The following is a 20,729-nucleotide window of genomic DNA, read 5'->3' as shown; positions in this document are numbered from 1 at the left end:
TATAATCAAAATAATTACTAAGTAATTATTCTAACCTTTCAAAGCACCTATAGTTAATCCTTTCACAAAATGTTTTTGGAAATAAGGATAAGCTAGTATTATAGGTCCTATTGCTATCAATACCATTGTAAATCTCACTGTTTGGGTTGGTACTGTACCCAAGCTGTTCAATGCATCAGATGATGTTTCACCAAATTTCAATAAATACTTGATATTCATGAGAGCAGTATACATGGTGTACTGCAAGGAATATAATTTTACATCTGATATGTATAACAAACTTGAAAACCAATCATTCCAATAACACAAAGTGTCAAATAAAGCTATCGTGGCTATGGCTGGTTTTGATAAAGGTAATACCATTTGAATAAAAATTCGTAACTCGCTAGCACCATCTATCTTTGATGATTCGATTATTGATTTTGGTACACTCTGTTTATAGAACGTCCTTACGATCAATACATTGAATGGATTCATCATCAAGGGCAATAACAGGGAATATAACCTATTCTTGAAATGGAATAATTGAGTATTTATATAGAAACTTGCAACCAATCCACCATTGAACAACATTGTAAAAAATATGAAAAAGGTAAAGAATTTAGCCGCTGGAAAATCTTTTCTTGATATTGGATAAGCATATAATGCTGTCAACATCACACTAAATAACGTACCCACCACAGTAACGAATATGGATACACCATAAGCTCTAAGCACATGTGATGCATCTTGAAATAAAAACCTATAAGCGTCTAGGCTAAATTTTCTTGGAATAAAATTAAAACCATGGAGAATGACTTCTTTTTCATCAGTCAAAGATACACCTAATGATAGTAATAATGGCGCAATACACAAGATTGCATATATAAGAAAAAAGATATTAATTATACAGTTGGCTCTGTTAGAAATCTGATTGACTCCTGCTTTCTTTTTCATTGTGCTTCCCCCCTAGAATAATGCATTATCTGAATCGATTTTTCTTATTATCCAGTTAGCTGTTATAACCAATACAAAACCTACAAAGGATTGATATAATGCAGCAGCCGCAGCCATTCCCAAATCCCCTAATTTTGTCATTGCACGATAGACATATGTATCAATAACTTGTGTAGTAGAAAATAGAGCCCCTGAATTCATTGGCACATTATAGAACAGACCAAAATCAGCATAGAATATTCTTCCAATAGCCATTATGGCTAATATTATTATTATAGGCTTTATAGATGGTAGAGTTATATATATTATCTGCTGCCATTTACTGGCACCATCTATGATTGCTGCTTCATATAATTCTGGAGCTATCCCCAATATAGCTGCCAGATATATTACTGTTGAATACCCTACATTTTTCCACAGATTAACAAATACCAAGATAAATGGCCAGTGCTTAGGTTCTGCATAAAACCGTATTTTTTCAATGTTTAAAAATGAAAATATACTTTTATTCAATAGACCATTCTCCATTCCTAAAAAAGCAAATACCATATATGCTACAACAACCATTGATAAGAAATAAGGGAAGAAAAAAATGCTTTGATAAACTTTAGCTGCAAATCTATTACGAATTTCACATAATGCTATAGCAAAAGCAATTGAAACGACCATACCCAAAACTATAAAAGCAAGATTATATAATAGAGTATTCCTAGTTGCTATGAGAACATCTTTGGTCTTGAATAGAAACTGGAAATTAGCAAAACCACACCAGGGACTTCTTATAATGCCATCAGCATAATTTATATTTTTAAAGGCAATTATAATACCACCCATAGGTAAATATCTCATACATAATATTAATAGAAATCCTGGCAGAATCATTAAATAAAGTGGATAATATCTAAAGTGCTTCTTTAGCGTTTTCATTATTGTCACCTCTGTTTTTTTTGGTATATTCATTATATAATCTGCTGAGAATATGTAAATTTAAATAACTATGATTCTATAAAAATAACTACAAAAAAGCATCAAAATCAATTGATGCCTTTTATAAAATAAAATATATCCTGTAAATATCAATTACTATCATTAATTTCATTCATTATACCATTCAAGGTATTAAGCCCTTCTTCTATTGGTCTTTCACCTGTTATTATATCAAAATAAATATCAAACCTTTGTCTTTCGTATTCTTTGTTTTCCTTGTTTGTCTCATATACACACATTCCTTCATGGGGTAAGAATTCTTTTGGTGTCTTTACATTTAACATTTCATCCAGTTCTTCCAACTGAACATTATATGTGGGTATGATATATCCTTTTTCATACATGTAGATTCCCCATTCTCTTGATGTCAATGCTTTACAGAATTCAACTATTTCATTAATGGACTCTGATTTACTGTTAACACCTATCAACATACCCGGTATGCTTATATTATTGATATTCATATTTTCTTGATTCCAGATAGGTACACTACTTATACCGACATTATTGTCTTCTTGGTTATCAAGCCAATAATAATCTTCATTGGATATAATCATCATGCCTATATTACTCTCTGCATATTGTTTCAGCACATTGTCCTTTTTCAATTTGGTAGCATATTGTAATATACCACTTTGCTGATTGATCTTCCTCATTACTTGGAACCATTCTTTATATATACTAAAATCATAATTATCCTTTTCTTTATCATAATAATAAATACCATTCATCTTATTAGCATTCTCCAGAAGACTCATGAACCCACTTTCTTTATCTTTTAGATATAGTGCAAAACCATAACTCTCACCGATTTTCATTTCACTGATTTTAATGGCCTCTTTATATAATTCCTCTAAGGTAACAGGTGGTTTCTCCCAATCCAGACCAACTTCTTTGAATATGTCTTTATTATAAATCAATCGATATGTACGCATACTCAAAGGAATAACATTTTCAAATGACTTATCTGCCTTCTCACTTAGATATGTATTTATAGGCAGCAGCCAGTTCTTGTCATTATATGTTTGTAACCAATCTTCATCAATCATAAATATATCTGGCTTATCCTTTGACATCATTTTCATATTTAATATGTATTGATATTTATCATAAGTGACCTTTTCTAGAACTATTTTTTTACTGCTGGTACGATTATATTCTTTTATCAGTTTTTCTAATGGTGTGATAGTTTTATCATCTATAACTTTTACCATGAATGTTATAGTGTTTTCCTCTGAATCTTTTGGTTCCATAGTCTGGGTATCAATATTCTTATTATCACATCCAATCATTAACAAGCATATCAGTATCATAATTGATATAATCTTTATCTTCATTATGTTCTCCTTTGCATACATATTGTTTTCAAACACATTCTATAATAATAACATTTTATTTTCAAGTAATATCTAATTTAAAACAATTACTTTCCAATAGAAAAATCAAAGATTATTATTAATCCTAATAGAAATGTTTAGAAAAACGTTGATATTTATATGGACGTTATATACATTCTGTTGTATTATTATAATCTAAATAAGTATTTACTTAAGATATGTTTCTAACAAATATATAATATGGTGATAATCAATGATTAAAAAACTACTATCTTTCAAGAAATTTTTATCCAAAAGAATATCAACAATTAAAAACCAGCTGATTATAACATTTTTACTAATCATCATAATTCCCACTGCGATCATTTCTTCAATCATATATACTAAATCAACTGAAAGTCTCACTAATAAAACGGAAAACATATTAGAAATGAATTTCAACCTGCTAGAAAACAACATCCAGAAAGAAATCAATCTAATAGATAAAGTTGTTACACAGATTTATTTAGATGATAAAATGTTGGATCTATTATCTTATTCACCATCTAAACATTACTATTACCTATACTCAAGATATAAAGTCATAAAAGACCCTATAACTCAATCTTCAGCTTTTGAAAATGTTCTTAATACATATACTTCCACATTGAACTATTTCAACAAATCCAAGACCAAACTATACGTGTATCAATTTGGTGATTACAAATTTCATACTAACATATTCAATTTGGAAGAAGTCCAAATAACATCATGGTATCCTAGTATTTCCCCAGATTCAAGCCCTAGAATAATGTATTTTCCTAGAAGTAAAAACAACAACTTGCCTCAAGGAGTCAACTATGTTCGTAAATTATTCGGATTGAAAAATTATGATTTATCTTTTTCTAGTTTAATAACAATTCAATTGCCAATGAATGAAATAAGCAGGATGCTAATTAATCTAAAACCCACTAATGGAAGTACTATATTTGTACTTAACGAAAACAATTGGATAATAGCGAGTACTGAAAATAAGTTTATCAACGCTAATTTCAAATCTTTCTTTTCATCCTATATGCCAATAAACGATAGTAATAAATTTAATACTCAAATCATTGACTACAATGATACAAAGACTCTCTTATCTACAAAAACCATTAATGATATAAACTGGAAAATAGTTGGAATAACGCCACTTAATGAACTTAACAAAGACCTGTATAAAACTCAAAAATTCATAAAGCTAGTTATACTCATTATACTCATCATCAGTCTAAGCTTTGCTTTATTGCTGGCTAATAGGATCTCCAATCCTATAAAGAAACTAGTAGAATCTATGGGTACTCTTGATACGGATAATCTATATGTCAAGATTGATGATTATCATTTCAATGATGAATTCAGTTACCTGATAGACCACTATAACGCAGCAAACAAAAAGATCAGGAACTCAATTGTTAAGATAAAGGAAATCGAGAATGAAAAGAAAGAGGCAGAGTTCAAAGCTTTACAGGCTCAGATTAATCCCCATTTTCTATATAATACACTTGATGCAGTCAACTGGCTTTCATTAAAATATGATGCAGAGGATATTAGTATAATGGTTACATCCTTATCGGATTTCTTTAGATACAGCTTAAGCAAAGGTAAGACAATAATACCATTGAAAAATGAGCTAATACAAACTGAGAGTTATTTGACCATACAAAAAATAAGATTTCCAGATATAATTGACTATTCTATTTACTGTGATGAAGAGATAAAAGAGTGTTCTATTGTCAAGCTAACTCTTCAACCTTTAGTTGAAAACTCAATCATTCACGGTATAGAACCAACTGATGAACCAGGATTCATAGAAATTGTTTGTCTCAAGGAAAATAATAATATAATTATAACAGTTAGTGATAATGGTATAGGTGCTGACATTGATATGCTTAACAATATAATCAATGACACCTCTAGTAGCTGTAGCTCTTATGGACTAAGGAATGTTAATCAGAGAATCAAAAGCTACTTCGGTGATACATATGGCATAATCTTTTCAGAAAATGAAACTACAGGAATTACAGCAACCATTACCCTGCCTTTTATGATTTATGAGGAGGATAATAATGTTAAAGATGATAATTGCTGATGATGAAATACTTGTAAGGGAAGGTCTTAAAAATATTCTACCCTGGGAAGCTTATAATATTGAAGTAGTAGGAGTAGCAAAGAATGGTATTGAAACTCTTACTTTATGTGAAGAACTGAAGCCAGATATATTATTCACTGATATTAGGATGCCACATCTGACCGGAATCGAAGTGGCTCAAAAACTGAAAATGCAAAATTATAAAACTAGAATTATAATAGTAAGCGGAATTGAAGATTTTTCTTATGCTCAGCAAGCAATAGAATTAAATACAGAGGGTTACATATTGAAACCCATAAAGAAAAATAAGTTAATCGAAATTGTAGAGAAAGTAGTTAGTTCCATTAATGATGAAAAGGAACATGCAGTCAAATTCAAGCAGTTGAAAAAACAATTATATGATAATATACCAGCTATCAAAGACAGGTTCCTTTGCAATATAATATTCAGAAAGTATTCAAACGAAAAAATAATATATGACAAATGCAAATTCCTTAATATTCCTTTTGTAGGCTCTAAACCTTTTGTTGCCTGTAAAATGGTGATTGATGAAATCACTGGTAGTTTTTCCAAGAACTCTGAAGAGAATTATGAACTTATTTTGATGTCTATATTAAATATATGTAATGAACTACTAGCTTCTTATGATTATGGTATCTGCTTCAATATCAATGAAAATGAATTCATCATCATATTCAATTATGACCGAATAGAATCAATAAGCGATATCTGTGAAGAGCTTTTGACTGCCCTTAATAAATATATTGAAATAAAAGTTTCTATAGGCATAGGTGAAAAAGTGGATTCAATATTATTGCTGTACAACTCTTATAAATCTGCTGAAACCTGCTTGGAATATAAATTCTATTCTGGTATAAATACTGTAATAAACTCAAAAGACTTGACTTATAAAGCAGATACACTTGAATATGTTAAACTACATATCATAGAAGAAAAATTGTTGAACGGGATAAAGCTAGGTAATCTAACAACAGTTAACGATGTACTCTGTCAGATTTTCAATCACATTGAAAGTTCTTCATTCACCCCTGAAGAATACACCAAAAGCATTTTTACCGAGCTTATTTTTATAACTACCCGTTCATTATATGAGATACAAGAAAATCTTAGTGACATTGTGGAAGAACCTATTAAACTATGTAATGATATCAATAAATTGAATACCTACGATGATTTGAAAAATTATATACTTGGTCTTTTTGATAAAATAACTGCTTACTTCAATAATAAACTCAATCAGAAAAACAGATATGTCGTTAATGAGATCAATGATATAATCAAACATCAATACACTAAAAACATAACTGTAAAATTAATATCAGAGCAAGTTGGTTTAACACCAAATTATATAAGCCAGATTTTCAAGAAGGAAACTGGGATTACTATAACCAAGAAGATTACTGAGATAAGAATTGAGGCAGCCAAGGAACTTCTAAAGGACAGTAACTTCAAGGTTTTTGAGGTAGCTGAAATGGTAGGATTTGATAATCCATATTATTTCAGTACAGTTTTTAAAAAGATTACAGGAATCCATCCTTCAAAATTCCGATAGCAGTTTAATATTATTATCAATCAACTGTATACGCTGTTTTACACAATCCAGAGACCTGTTGGCATCTTCTGGTGTATTGAAGGTATAATCAATCAACTTATCTACAGTTGTTGTAGCCACATGGATTCTCGTATCGCTGGAAGCATAATACATGAATACTTCATTTTGTTCGTTAACCATGACTCCATTGCAGAAAACCACATTTGATACATCTCCAACTCGTTCATTATCATAGGGGGCAACGAAATATCCTCCTGGTTTTGCAATTACTTTAGAAGGGTCCTCTAAGCTAGTAGCAAAAGTGTATAGAACATATCTTAATCCAGCTGCTGTATTTCTTACTCCATGAGCTATATGTATCCATCCTTTATTTGTTTTTATAGGAGCTGGACCTTCTCCATTTTTGACTTCATAGACTGTATGATATCTCTTCTCATCAATAACCATTTCTTTTTTGATTACTGGATTCAATATGTCATCACATAGTCCCAAGGCTATACCACCACCTGATCCTGTTGAGATGAAACCATCTTGTGGTCTTGTATAAAAAGCATACTTGGAATTGATGAATTCTGGGTGAAGTACCACATTCCTCTGTTGTGGTGATGGTGTTTTTAGATTAGGTAACCTTTCCCATGATTTCAAATCCTTAGTACGTACTAATCCAGCTTTAGCCACAGCACTAGACGTATCCCCTTGCTTACAATTACCTTCTTTACTTTCGGAACAAAAAACACCATAAATCCATTCATCCTCATGTTTAACCAATCTCATGTCATATATATTAGTTTCTTCCTTATCAATATCTTCCCAGTAAAGAGGTTTGTTGATGAATCTAAAATTATCTATCCCATTATCACTCTCTGCAACGGCGAAGAAAGATTTTCTATCTAAACCCTCAACACGACATATTAGATAATATTTTGAATCCACATATATAGCAGCTGGATTGAACACCGCATTGATACCTAGCCTTTCAATAAACTGAGGATTCCTTCTTTTATCCAAATCAAATCTCCAGTGAAGAGGTATGTGATGTCTAGTTACAACAGGATATACATATCTTTCATAAACCCCGTTATAAAATCCATCACTCACCATATTCTTTCTCTTCAATAATTTATTTTGCTTTTTTAATAGGTCATAATATTTTTCATGTATCATCTTCATTCTCCTCTCTACTCTTTTATACTAATGTTTTTCCATTCATCTTTTCAGCTAATTATAATTATCTGTTAATTTCAATAATTACACTTGATAATTATACTAATTTTAAGTATACTCTAGTATATATTTGTTTTTTGTTAAGTTATGATTCTATATTTATTAATAAGAATTGGTTTACATCATTGTAAGTGAGGTGTTTTTATGGCTAATCAATTAGTTGATTTAAAATTCAGCAGTTCAAGTTCATTTGTAATCAATAGAAGAGTCCAATTAGATTATTTTCTACCACATAAGCATGATTTTGTAGAATTCTACTATGTATATCAAGGAACTGGCAGTGAAAAACTTAATGGTAAAGAATATATCATAGAACCAGGAACCTTCTGCGTTGTTCTCCCTTACCAAGTTCACCAACTATCAACAGATAAGAGTAATACTGTTTCCCTTATCAATGGAGAAATATCCTTGGACTCAATATATGATACTGATTCAGCAACATCAGATTTATATGAACTATTGTTCACAGATTTACCTGCCATAACATACCTTAATAAAAAAACCTCATTAATCATTGAAGATATATTGAAACAATTACTACAAGAACAAACTAACTTTTACATATACAAAAACAAAATGATCAAAGCAAAATTAATTGAATTATTTATTATAGTTAATCGCTTTCGTCATAATCTTGATAGTTCCTCAGAAAAAGGCATAAGTTCCAAGACTTCAATCAATAATAATTCCAATAAACTTATATGGGAAATTATTTATTATGTACATTCACACTATCAAGAAAATATAACATTAGAAAAATTATCTAATATATTTCATTTGAGTAAACCTTATATTAGTAGTCAATTCAAAAAACAGTTTGGTCAGAATTTCATATCTTTTTTGAATGAGGTTAGAATCAAAAATGCTTGTGTGTTGATACTGTCAACTGATCTATCAATAACTGAAATAGCTTTTACTTCTGGTTTTAAGTCATATTGTTCTTTTACCCGGACATTTCATCAGATAAAAGGTATGTCTCCTAGTAAATTTAAACAGGCTAATTTATCCTTGAAATGTTAAGAATAATTATGATTACATTTTACTTTATGATATTGTAACGAACTACTACAATATTAACCGAAACATTGCAATTATTAAACCAATTTATTTTATTGTCCCTTGCTATACGTAAGGTTTTTGCTTATAATAAAATTACTATAATTATCCACACAGATAGTATTAAGTAGGAGGAAGCTTATATGAATTTTAAAAAAGCCATTGTATTCGTTAATTTATTCAAGAGAATACAATCAGATGATATTACAGCTTGGGCTTCAAAACTCACTTTTTATATACTGTTGTCCATTTTTCCTTTTATACTATTTCTTATGCAGATACTTAGTTATACATCCTTATCAGATGTGGATGTCCTTTATCAATTCAAAGACATCTTTCCTGATGAGATTTTTGGTGTTATAGGATTCATTACTACAGATATTGAAAAAAACCAAAGCGATACATTATTGTCCATTGCACTTATTGCGACTATCTGGGCTGCATCAAAAGGTATAATGGCGATAATAACCAGTCTTAATAAAGCATATAGAGAAAAAGAAACTCGTTCATATATCTTTTTAAGATTGATGTCATTTATATATACTATAGCTTTTGCAATAGTATTGATTCTAACTTTCTTGTTAATTATATTTTGGAATAAGCTACTTAACCTAGCGTTTTCATATATATATCTTCCCACAGGGTTAGAAGGAATAATTGACTTCATCAGAATACTTTTTGCTATGGTACTTCTATTCTTCTTTTTTATACTGTTGTATAATGCGTCACCAAATAAAAAGATAACTTTCAAAGAAGTAGTACCAGGAGCTATACTCTCTACAATCGGTTGGTTAGCTATGTCATTTATCTTTTCATTCTATATTGATAAAATAGGTAACTTCTCTTATATGTACGGAAGTCTAGCGAGTATAATTATACTATTAATATGGTTATACCTATGTAGTATAATAATATTAGTCGGTGGTGAACTTAACGCCATCTACTTTGAAAAAAACAAATAATGAAAAGAGGCAAGTCTATAGGTCACTTCACTTAGGCCAAGCCTCTTTTTTATTTCATCCTTGACAAAGGGTCCATTTTGTATTAGTTATTTTTTTATTCATAATAATTAGAATATTATATTAATAATAATATATAGACAAAGAAATATATATGTAAAAATCCTAAAAACTATTATATTGCATTGGAATTTACAAAAAAGGGAGTAATGTATATGAAAAATACTAATATCAATATTATTGGAGTTGGGACATACCATCCCAAAAACAAAGTCAGTAATAATGAACTTATAGCTCATTTTAATAAATTAGGTATTGAAATACAAGGTCTATTGACACATCTAGAAAGAGAGTACAGATATCTTTCTGATGATAAAGATGAAACTGTCATTTCTATGGCATATGAAGCTAGTATTAATGCATTGGCACAGGCAAAAATGAAACCTGAAGATATTGACATAATAGTATTCGCAACGGATACACCTGAATACACTTCTCCATCAAATGCAATCAAGCTTACCGATCTCCTAAAAGCAGATAACGCCAAAATGGTATATGATACCAACAGCAACTGCATAGGTATGCTAACTGCACTTGACCAAGTTAGTCGAATATTACAAACTAATAAAAGATTTAAAAGAGCATTAGTCGTGGGTGGTTTATTGATTAGTTCTGTAGTTAACACTAATGATCCAGTAACTTACGGAAATTTTGGGGATTCAGCAGCAGCAGTTATACTAGAGAAAGTTGAAGAAGACATAAAAAGAGGATTCATTGATTCCACTCATTATACAAAAACCAGTGAAGTGGATAATATTCTTATGCCTAAGATTGGATATTCAAAGATAACAAAAGGTGAAAAAGTAACAGAAGAAGATAAAAAATGGACCTTCGTTCCATTTGAAAGTGATTTCATAAGTGACTATTGGGTAGAACTCATAAAAGACCTGGCAAGAGAAAATGGTATGCAACCTACAGACGTAGACCATTTTCTTTTTTCACAATTCACAAATCCAGCAGCAAAAGCCACTTTAGAAAAATTGCAAATATCCAGCGATAAACTGACCTATGTCGGCAATGAATATGGATATACCGGTGTAACAAGTCCTATCATGGCATTGGAAAGGGCACTAGAAAAAGGTAGAATCACAGAAGGTTCTAAAGTAATCCTCATCTCAGTAGGCTCAGGGTCAACTGCAACCGCAATCTTATTCAAATTTTAACTAATACATAACTATAAAAAAAGTTTTTTATTTTACAAATGGACCCTTTGTCAAAGATATATATCTACTAAAGTTCGTTATGCAACTATGAAGAAAAAGTGTTTTGTAACGGGCAATTAAACAAGCAAAATGGTATATGTATATGTGGAGTAGTGAGGCAGGACGCCGAACCCAGCTTTTAATCTGACAGCCCTACTGGACTGTCAGAAAAAATAGTGGACTCGATGTCCATTATTTTTTTGTTGAGCTCAGGACGAGCAAGTAGCTGGCGTAACATATACATATACCATTTTGCAGTACCCAACTTAAAACAAAACACATTTTCTGACTTACTTGCACATAAACAAACTGTCTGATACTCATATCAGACAGCTCTTATTTAATAATATGTATTAACTTTATACTATGCTAATTTACTCTTAACCTCTTGCATATTATCTGCATATTCAATTCCTTCGTCCCATCCAGGAATTTGTTTTCCTAATCTCTTGAATTGTGATATTGTAATAATATTACCTTCAGTAAGTAAAAATCTTCTTTTAAATGGAACTTCTATATATCTTTTCATTAGATCTGTCAATTTGTCTGCAACAGGAGGGCTTGAAGGTTTTAAATCATTGCTTAGATTAATAACCAAAACATAATTATTAGTATTCATAGAACCAACTAATTTGTTATAAGCATTGATAAAAGAATCTCCATCCTCTTCTTTGTAAAATCCTGATGCACTTAAATGAACAAATTTTTCTGTTTCATTTACTTCCATAGTATATCTTGCGCTTCCATTTTCATATGTCATTTCATGTCCTCCTTAAGTATATTATCTTCAACAATAACAATTATACTAGACAAAAGTTATAATATCAAGCAAATTATTTGACAACTATGTGTCAAACTGGCACAATTAAACAAAATATAGTGTTAAGTCAAGTATAATAAGTAAGTCAGTATGTTTTAATGAATAGAGTATAGGTGGTTTAGGTGAGTTATGTTATTAATTTCCGCTACTATGGTATAGGTTAATATTACGTCAGCAGATTAAACGTCCATGTTTAAAACTGCTGAGCTCACCGTCCATGGCTCGCTGCTCCATATTACCCTATACCATATCCGCTAGGCTAGTACCTATTTTATATTGTAATAGAAAAATACCTACAGATAAGATATTAGTTGTATCCTATCTATAGGTATAATCGTAACTTGGTCTTAGTACTATTAATTTACTGGAATAAACAATGAACCTATTTAATCAATTCTTTGAATAGTTCTTTTGTTGCAGGATATATTTTTTTGAATTTATTGTATTTCTTGTTGTATAGTTTTACATCATCTTTGTTGGGTTCTATGGTATTGGTTATTTTAATGAATTTTTTACAGGCTTGTTCCACGGATTCAAATAGTCCATAACCCACTGATGCTAATATGGAGGCTCCATATGCTGGACCTTCATTAGTATTAAGTTTATTTACCTTGACATCTAGTACATCAGCTATTATTTGACACCAGAGTCTGCTTTTGGCTCCACCACCATTTATGCTGATAGCATTTATTTCAATACCCATTTCCTTCATAATTTCAAATGTATCACGTAATGAAAAGGCTACTCCTTCTAATACGGCTTTTGTCATGTGTTTTCTTTCATGGGTCATATTCATTCCTATAAATAAACCTCTGCAATTAGGGTCATTATGTGGTGTTCTCTCTCCCATGAGATATGGTAAGTAGAATAAGCTGTCATCAATCTTAGCTTCTTGTGCTTCATCTAGTAGTTTATCAAAATCATTGGTCTTGTTTATTTCTTCGACCCACCATTTTAAGGATGATGCTGCTGCTAAGGTTACACCCATGAGATGATATTTACCATTAGCATGACAGAAGGAATGAAGACTGTTGTTTTCATCTACAAAGAATTTTTCATTTGATGTAAATACTACGCCGGATGTTCCAAGGGATAGAGAACATGAGCCTGATTCTACAACGCCTCCTCCCACAGCAGCAACAGCTTGGTCTCCACCGCCAATTACAATTTTAACATCTTGGTTTAGCCCTAGTTCATTTGCTAGTTCAGCATTTATATTACCTATTGACTCGTAAGATTCATATAGTTTTGGTAATTGAGTTTCAGATATTTCTAGGAGTTCAAGCATGTCTTTTGACCATTTTCTGTTTTTGACGTCCATGTAGAGAGTTCCTGAGCCATCTGACATATCTGTTGCAAAGACACCTGACATCTTGTATGCTAAGTAATCTTTTGGCAGCATTATCTTTTTTATTTTATTGAAGTTCTCTGGTTCATTTTTTCTTAGCCATAGGAGTTTAGGAGCTGTAAATCCAGTAAGTGCTAGGTTACCTGTCCACTTGGATATTATGGTTTGCCCTATTTCCTTATTAAGATACTGGCATTCTTCATCGGTTCTTTGATCATTCCATAGTATTGCAGGTCTGATTACTTCATCATTCTCATCAAGTGTGACTAATCCATGCATCTGTCCACTGAAGCTAATGGCCTTTACCTTGTTTTTATCTAATCCATCCAACAAATCTATTAATCCATGTTTTGATTGTTCCCACCAGTCCTCTGGATTCTGCTCTGACCATAATGGTTTAGGAAAATAGATAGGATATTCTCTGCTTATAGTTTTTATTACATTTCCATTTTCATCTGCTGCAATTATTTTAACAGATGTAGTTCCTATATCAATACCTATAAAATACATTTCTACCCTTCTTTCTCCTGTTGGATTAATCTATTTTGATTACAGCTTTTACAACCTCACTGGCGTTATTTACAACAAAGTCAAAAGCTTCTTTTGTATGTTCAAAATCATATTCATGACTTACTATTTGCTTAACGTTAATTGACCCGCTAGCAATTGCGTTAATTGCTACAGGATATAGATTTCTATAGCGGAAGATAGTTCTGACTTCTCCTTCTTTACCCATTAGTTTCATGAAGTTAAAACTTACTTCATCATTAGGAGTCATACCTACTAGAACAATGATACCGCCACGTTTTACTACATCTACAGTTTGTTTCACAGTGATTTCAGCTCCTGCTGTATCTATTACAACATTAGCCCCTTTTCCATCAGTCAATGATTCTACTTGCTTAATTACATCAGTTTCTTTTGCATTAATAACTGAAGTTGCACCAAGTTTTTCAGCCATTTTCAATCTATTTTCTAATACATCTACAACTATGATATTGGAAGCTCCTCTTGCTTTACATGATAAAAGGGTTACAAGACCAATACAACCTGTTCCAAAGATAACAACTGTGTCTCCAAGTTTTACATCGCCAATACTTGCTGCATGCAATCCAACAGCTAGTGGTTCAACTAAAGCACCTTCCATATTGCTTACATTATCAGGTAGTTTAAAACACATATCCTCTGGATGTTTAACATAATTCTGAAGAACTCCATGATATGGAGGTGTTGCAAAAAACTCTACATCAGGGCATAGATTATATTTTCCTTCTTTACAGAATTCACATTTGCCACAAGTCTTGCCAGGTTCAAGACAAACTCTATCACCTACCACTAGATTTTCTACTTCACTTCCTACTTGTACTACTTCTCCAGCACATTCATGTCCTAGAATAAAATCTCCATTGACAACAAAGTCACCTATTTTACCATGTTGATAATAATGTACATCTGAACCGCAAATACCTACTGTGTCTATCTTGATCAAAACATCTTTTGGTAATAATTCAGGTACAGCTACATCCTTGAATACCATATTGTTTGTTCCTTGCATATATACTGCTCTGTTTTTCATTATAATTAACCTCCTTATTTTGAAATTGGTACGTGCACCAAGTCACGTACCAATCAATCTACTTATGAATACTTTTTATAATGCTCCTGCTTTTTTGTGCATTTCGATTGTATCATCAACATTTTCACTATTGATTAATGGACAATCGATATCAATATCAATTTGTTTTTCTTCACCAGTCAATAATTTATTTGCAGTATCAAGTAGAGATTCTGCTAAATCATAAGCACTTTGAAGACATGTTGAAGTCATAAGTCCATCTTTTATTAATAATGCTGCTTCAGCAGTTCCATCAACACCATATGCTAAGATGTCTTTGTATTTTGGATTATCTTTTATTACTTCTATTGCTCCAGCAGCCATGTTATCATTCATTGCGATTATTGCGTCAATCTTGTCATTAGCTTGAACCCAAGTTTCCATATAATTCATAGCTTCATCTTTATTCCAGTTAGCTATTTCTTCACCAACTACTTTTACATCTGGACGTTTTTCAAAAAACTCTTTCTGCCAGCTTTCATATCTCTTATCTGCATGGAAGTTTCCTGGAGGTCCTTTTAATACTACTACATTAGCGTTTTCTGGAATTTGATCTATTGCAGCTTGTGCATTTACTGCCGCTTGTAAGTATGGGTCAGCATCTACTGAGGATGCCCCTTCAATTCCATCAATACGTGCATTGGTAGTAATTGTTATAATACCTGCTTTTACAGCTTTTTCAGCGTAAGGTCTTTGAGCTTCACCATTGTTTGGCTGAATGATAACTGCATCATACTTATTGGTTATAGCATTTTCAATCAATGAGTTTTCAGTATCATCAGAAGCTTGTCCATCAAATACATCCACTTTGATATTGTCATATTTATCAGCTTCTTCCATAACTGCATTTGCAAGCCATGCGGCAAAAGAATCCGCTTGAGCTCTTGCTATGTATGCAACTCTAAAAGGCTTTTCTTCATCATTTGTTTTTTCATTTGACACCCCAGTATTGTCCCCTGTTTTTGTTTCTTTGTCAGAAGACTGGCAACCTGCAAACATTAAAGTAACCATTGTCAAAATTAAAGTGACTACCAAAATCTTTTTCATTTCATTTCCTCCTTAAATTTTATGAATAGGTTAATAGACTATTCTTTTATCTAAATATGAGTCCATTTTTATTGTTCCTGAGAACAATACTCATATAAGATTCAATTTATTTTTTCTCTTCAATACTGCCAAGCTTACTTTTAGTTCTTTTTGTTTTAGCCCATATATCATAGATAACTGCAAGAGCTATAATTGCACCACGTACTATTTGTTGCAGATAAGAGTTGACTCCTGTCAATACCATGATGTTATCCAAGAAACCAACTATGAATGCACCTGCTAAAGTACCTGTTGCTGTTCCAATACCACCTGTAAAACTTGTTCCACCAATTACTGCCGCTGTAAGAGCTTTGAATTCATAACCTACAGCACCATTAGGCATACCACCGTTTACACGAGACATGAATAATACACCAGCAATACCTACGAAAATACCATTAATGATAAAAGCTTTCATCTTGATCTTGTTTACATTGATACCTGAAGCATTAGCAGCTTCTTCATTACCACCAATTGCATAGGTAGAACGTCCAAACACTGTATGGTTCAACAGATACCAAGTAAGTATCAGAATAATTACCAAGAAGATCAGTGGTGTAGGTATTCCCATAATTGAACCTTGACCAAATTTCACATAATCTCCTATTTGATATATGTTTTGCCCGTTAGTATATAGAAGCGCTGCACCACGAGCCATTGTCATCATTGCAAGAGTTGCGATAAAAGGTGGTGCTTTGAACTTGGTAATCATTACTCCGTTAATCATGTTACAAAAAACTCCTGCTACTATAGCAACTATGAAAGCTATCAATAAACTTCCTGTTGATGTATAAGCTGAAACTGAAAATACTCCAGCTAGAGCAAGTACCGAAGCGGATGATAAATCCAACATACCAGATATGATCAATATGGTTTGTCCAAAACCTAATATGGTTGCAACGGAAATTTGTCTTGATATATTAGTCAGGTTATCTATCGTTGCAAAATTCTTATTTGCTATACAGCATATTATGAATAGAACTATGAGTACTAAAAATATACTGTACTTGCTTTTAATAGATGACCATGTGTTATTTGTTTTCATTTTGTTCTCCTCCATTTACTATTTGGTTTTTGTAGCTAACTTCATTATGTTTTCTTGGGTGAACTGTTCTCTAGTTAGCTCTCCAGTTATCTCTCCTTTTGCCATGACATAGATTCTGTCACACATACCAATGAGTTCAGGAAGCTCTGACGAAACCATTATTAGAGCCTTTTTCTCTTGTGCCAATTTTGTCATTAATTTATAGATTTCATATTTTGCACCAACATCAATTCCTCTGGTTGGTTCATCTAAAATTAGGATATCTGGATCTGTTACCATCCATTTAGCCAATACAACTTTTTGTTGATTACCACCGCTCAATGATTCTATAGTCGTTTCATAAGTAGGAGTTTTAACATTCATGTTTTTACAATATTCTTGCACAGTTTTATTCTCTACCTTCTTATGTAATCTACCTTTGTTGATGAATTTCTTAAGACTTGCAAGAGAAGTATTTTCTTTCACACTTCTAACGGGTATAATACCGAATCTTCTTCTATCCTCAGACAGCATAACCATTTTTTTGTCAATACTGTTTTTAACACTTTTAATATCTACTTTTTTGTTTTTTATGAGAATTTCACCTGATTCATAGCTATCCAAACCAAAAAGTGCTCTCATGACTTCTGACCTGCCGGCACCCATAAGTCCTGCAAAACCTACAATTTCTCCTTCACGTACATTAAAGCTTATATCACTAAAGTTTCTAGTAGAAGTCAAATTCTTAACCTCAAGGACATTTTCTCCTAATACTATTTTTTCTTTTGGATAGTCATTGGTTAACTTTCTACCAACCATCTGAGCTATTACCGTTTCCATATCATAATCATCTTTTGATCTTGAATCTACTACTGCTCCATCTCTGAATACTGTTATTTCATCTGCTATTCTAAATATTTCATCCATCTTGTGAGAAATATATATTATACAAGCGCCACGATCTCTTAATTCATTTATCTTGCTGAACAATACTTCAACTTCTTTTTGTGTTATTGCGGAAGTCGGTTCGTCCATGATAATGATATCTGAATTATAGGAAATAGCTTTTAGTATCTCTAACATCTGAACATCTGATACTGTCAGGTCTTTTAATCTTGTTTGAGGAGAGTAAGAAAGATTCTCTTTTCTCAATAAATCAATAGTTCTTTTTCTTATTTCACCCCAGTCAACCTTTCCTAATTTATCCTTAGGCCAATTACCAACAAATAAGCTTTCTTCTATTGTCATTTCAGGTATATAATTCAGTTCTTGAAATATCATGGATATACCAAGACTTCTAGCTTGAATTGGATTCTTTATATCAACAGCTTTTTCATCAATCAATACTTGTCCCGAATCTGGTTTATAAATTCCATTTATGACTTTCATAAGAGTTGATTTACCAGCACCATTTTCACCACAAATAACATGGACTGTACCTTTTTTTACGGTAAAATTAATTTTATCCAATGCCTTGACACCTGGAAATGATTTCTCAATATTGGAAACTCTTAATTTGATATCTTGATTCATAGCCTTTTCATCTCCTTCCAATGGTTTTGTGCAATTTAACATCTTCGCTTTGTGAATACAATGATATATCAAAATTACCACCAAATAAATGGTCTATTTTATTATTGTTTTATACAATTTTACTCAAATATAATAGTTACATTTTTGAATGCAATCTTTTATACTTAGTTAATATTTTTTTATACTATATTAATCACTACATAAAAAAATGCAAAAAAATAGCCCCCTCCAATGAGAAGACTTAATAAATATTTATATATTTTTACTATCCCTATATTCCATTACGGTCATACCAGTTATTTTTTTGAATACCTTACTAAAATATTGCTGATTAGAGAAACCTACTTTTTCAAATATCTCTTTTATCTTGTTATCTGGTTTCAATAGCATTTTCTTGGCTTGTTCTATTCTAAGGTTATTAATATATAGAGACATGGTTTTGCCTACTTCTTTCTTGAATATATTACATAAATAGTGTTTGGATAAATTAAGGTTGTTAGCTACATCTTCTAGAGAAATCTTTTGCTGATAATTGTTTTCTATATAGTTGATTGCTCTATTAACCAGTAACTTGGAATGGTCATGAGTCAAATTTTTAAGTACACCCACTACTTCATCTATGAAATCCTCTAATAATTGTATAACTTCCTTTTGAATCTCTGCATTGATTATTTGATAATGATAGTATTCAAGATTACTAATATTTGTATTATCTTCGTATAATTGACCATAAGAATTAAAAATATCTCCTATTAAATTGGAGTAGAATATTTTCGCTATCTTAGGATTGATATCATTATCTCTAAAATAAATACTTAAATCACCAATCAATCTGCTGGTTTTTTCTATACTCTCTTGACCTATGAGTTCAATAACCTGTTTATTATAAGATTTTCTTAGATCAAAAACGTTGACGTCATTGAATTCTATATTGTTGGTATTTACAATAGAAAGTATATGTTCATCCCTATAAAAGGAAATCTGGGTTTTTTTAATGAATTCCTTATAGGAGCTTCCAAGTTCAATACTTTCTTTTATTGGATTGGTATATATAATATTAACTGAAATATCAAAGTACTGTTTAGCTGCATTACTCACAGATAAAAATATACGTTTCAATTCTGATATACTTAATTTCGGTGAAGACAAAAGATAATTATATTTCTTTTTATAGCTTATAAAAAGGAATTCAATATTTTTTTCATTCAATTGTTCATGAAGAATATTAATTACTGCTTGTTTGATTTGTCTGAACCTTTCTTTGTCTTCTTGATTTTCACCTTGATGTTTCTCTATCACTATATTCACAAATGAGAATCTAGTATCATTATATGGAAACTCTAGATTTTTACATCGTTGGGTAAGTTTATTATCCATTGAAAAATCAAGTTTAATCATATCATTGAAAAGAGCCCTTTTCATATCACTTGTATTCTTCTTTACTTGGTCATGTTTATCCTTTTTCTTATTCTGTACTTCTATTTTACTCTTGATTTTATTCATGATGCTTATAAGCTCTTCATCTTCAACTTCTGATTTGAGTATATAGTCATCAGCACCTACTTTTAGGGCTTTTCTAGCATAGGAGAATTCATCGTAACATGTTAGAACTAATATCTTCACATCTGCATTTTCTTTTCTTACATCCTCCACTAACCAAAGTCCATCTTTTTTCGGCATTCTTATATCAGTAATAATAACATCTGGCATATGCTTCTTATACTGTTCATAACCCTGCTCTCCATTAGAAGCCTCAGCCACAACTGTAAAACCAATGTCTTCCCAATTTATTGTTGTTTTCAATCCGACTCTTACCAGTACTTCATCATCAATAATAAGTACTTTATACATAATCA

At 31.4% G+C, this 20,729-nt stretch carries 16 protein-coding genes; 5 read left to right on the top strand and 11 right to left on the bottom strand.

Features of this window, described 5'->3' with window-relative positions; translation table 11 throughout:
- Positions 1 to 30 precede the first annotated feature (30 nt).
- The 3 genes from HYG85_RS18185 to HYG85_RS18175 form a co-directional block, all read right to left on the bottom strand.
- Positions 31 to 936, bottom strand: a complete 906-nt coding sequence (locus HYG85_RS18185; protein ID WP_212690860.1) for a carbohydrate ABC transporter permease — start codon at positions 934 to 936, stop codon at positions 31 to 33.
- A gap of 12 nt (positions 937 to 948) precedes the next feature.
- Complete coding sequence (locus HYG85_RS18180; protein WP_244971221.1) at positions 949 to 1,896, bottom strand: ABC transporter permease; 948 nt, start codon at positions 1,894 to 1,896, stop codon at positions 949 to 951.
- A 116-nt stretch (positions 1,897 to 2,012) separates the two neighbouring features.
- Entirely contained in the window at positions 2,013 to 3,260 is a 1,248-nt protein-coding gene (locus HYG85_RS18175; protein WP_212690859.1) for an ABC transporter substrate-binding protein, read from the bottom strand.
- 253 nt (positions 3,261 to 3,513) lie between these two features.
- Here HYG85_RS18175 and HYG85_RS18170 point away from each other — a divergent pair, with 253 nt between their 5' ends.
- Positions 3,514 to 5,373: a sensor histidine kinase gene (locus tag HYG85_RS18170; RefSeq protein WP_212690858.1), complete on the top strand. Its 1,860-nt coding sequence runs from the start codon at positions 3,514 to 3,516 to the stop codon at positions 5,371 to 5,373.
- Positions 5,351 to 6,946 (top strand): response regulator, encoded by a 1,596-nt coding sequence (locus HYG85_RS18165; protein ID WP_212690857.1) that lies wholly within the window; start codon positions 5,351 to 5,353, stop codon positions 6,944 to 6,946. Before HYG85_RS18170 ends, HYG85_RS18165 begins: the two co-directional genes overlap by 23 nt.
- On the opposite strand, the gene HYG85_RS18160 is transcribed toward HYG85_RS18165, so the two are convergent.
- Positions 6,932 to 8,110, bottom strand: a complete 1,179-nt coding sequence (locus HYG85_RS18160; protein ID WP_212690856.1) for a glycoside hydrolase family 130 protein — start codon at positions 8,108 to 8,110, stop codon at positions 6,932 to 6,934. The genes HYG85_RS18165 and HYG85_RS18160 overlap by 15 nt on opposite strands.
- A 204-nt stretch (positions 8,111 to 8,314) precedes the next feature.
- Between HYG85_RS18160 and HYG85_RS18155 the strand changes: the two genes are divergently transcribed.
- The 3 genes from HYG85_RS18155 (at position 8,315) to HYG85_RS18145 (ending at position 11,408) form a co-directional block, all read left to right on the top strand.
- Complete coding sequence (locus HYG85_RS18155) at positions 8,315 to 9,190, top strand: AraC family transcriptional regulator (protein ID WP_212690855.1); 876 nt, start codon at positions 8,315 to 8,317, stop codon at positions 9,188 to 9,190.
- Positions 9,191 to 9,369: 179 nt separating this feature from the next.
- Complete coding sequence (locus tag HYG85_RS18150; protein WP_113676164.1) at positions 9,370 to 10,188, top strand: YihY/virulence factor BrkB family protein; 819 nt, start codon at positions 9,370 to 9,372, stop codon at positions 10,186 to 10,188.
- A 212-nt stretch (positions 10,189 to 10,400) separates the two neighbouring features.
- Positions 10,401 to 11,408 carry a ketoacyl-ACP synthase III gene (locus HYG85_RS18145; protein WP_212690854.1) on the top strand — a complete coding sequence of 336 codons (1,008 nt, stop codon included), beginning with the start codon at positions 10,401 to 10,403 and terminating at the stop codon, positions 11,406 to 11,408.
- 403 nt (positions 11,409 to 11,811) lie between these two features.
- Here HYG85_RS18145 and HYG85_RS18140 read toward each other — a convergent pair whose 3' ends face one another.
- From HYG85_RS18140 to HYG85_RS18110, 7 genes are all read right to left on the bottom strand, one after another.
- On the bottom strand, positions 11,812 to 12,207 hold the full coding sequence (locus HYG85_RS18140) for a hypothetical protein (RefSeq protein ID WP_212690853.1): 396 nt from the start codon (positions 12,205 to 12,207) through the stop codon (positions 11,812 to 11,814).
- 442 nt (positions 12,208 to 12,649) lie between these two features.
- Positions 12,650 to 14,125 carry a xylulokinase gene (gene xylB / locus HYG85_RS18135; RefSeq protein WP_212690852.1) on the bottom strand — a complete coding sequence of 492 codons (1,476 nt, stop codon included), beginning with the start codon at positions 14,123 to 14,125 and terminating at the stop codon, positions 12,650 to 12,652.
- Positions 14,126 to 14,150: 25 nt separating this feature from the next.
- Positions 14,151 to 15,191 carry an NAD(P)-dependent alcohol dehydrogenase gene (locus tag HYG85_RS18130; RefSeq protein WP_212690851.1) on the bottom strand — a complete coding sequence of 347 codons (1,041 nt, stop codon included), beginning with the start codon at positions 15,189 to 15,191 and terminating at the stop codon, positions 14,151 to 14,153.
- Between the two features lie 75 nt (positions 15,192 to 15,266).
- Complete coding sequence (locus HYG85_RS18125) at positions 15,267 to 16,277, bottom strand: sugar ABC transporter substrate-binding protein (RefSeq protein ID WP_113676169.1); 1,011 nt, start codon at positions 16,275 to 16,277, stop codon at positions 15,267 to 15,269.
- A 106-nt stretch (positions 16,278 to 16,383) separates the two neighbouring features.
- Positions 16,384 to 17,361 (bottom strand): ABC transporter permease, encoded by a 978-nt coding sequence (locus HYG85_RS18120; RefSeq protein WP_113676170.1) that lies wholly within the window; start codon positions 17,359 to 17,361, stop codon positions 16,384 to 16,386.
- Positions 17,362 to 17,379: 18 nt separating this feature from the next.
- The gene (locus HYG85_RS18115; protein ID WP_212690850.1) at positions 17,380 to 18,873 is read right to left on the bottom strand and encodes a sugar ABC transporter ATP-binding protein; all 1,494 of its coding nucleotides are present in this window, start codon (positions 18,871 to 18,873) and stop codon (positions 17,380 to 17,382) included.
- Between the two features lie 252 nt (positions 18,874 to 19,125).
- On the bottom strand, positions 19,126 to 20,724 hold the full coding sequence (locus tag HYG85_RS18110; RefSeq protein ID WP_212690849.1) for a response regulator: 1,599 nt from the start codon (positions 20,722 to 20,724) through the stop codon (positions 19,126 to 19,128).
- Positions 20,725 to 20,729 lie beyond the last annotated feature (5 nt).

Source organism: Vallitalea guaymasensis, from assembly GCF_018141425.1.
Lineage (GTDB): Bacteria > Bacillota > Clostridia > Lachnospirales > Vallitaleaceae > Vallitalea > Vallitalea guaymasensis.
The sequence above is the reverse complement of the archived record's forward strand: the minus strand, read 5'-3'. Positions and strand labels throughout refer to the sequence as shown.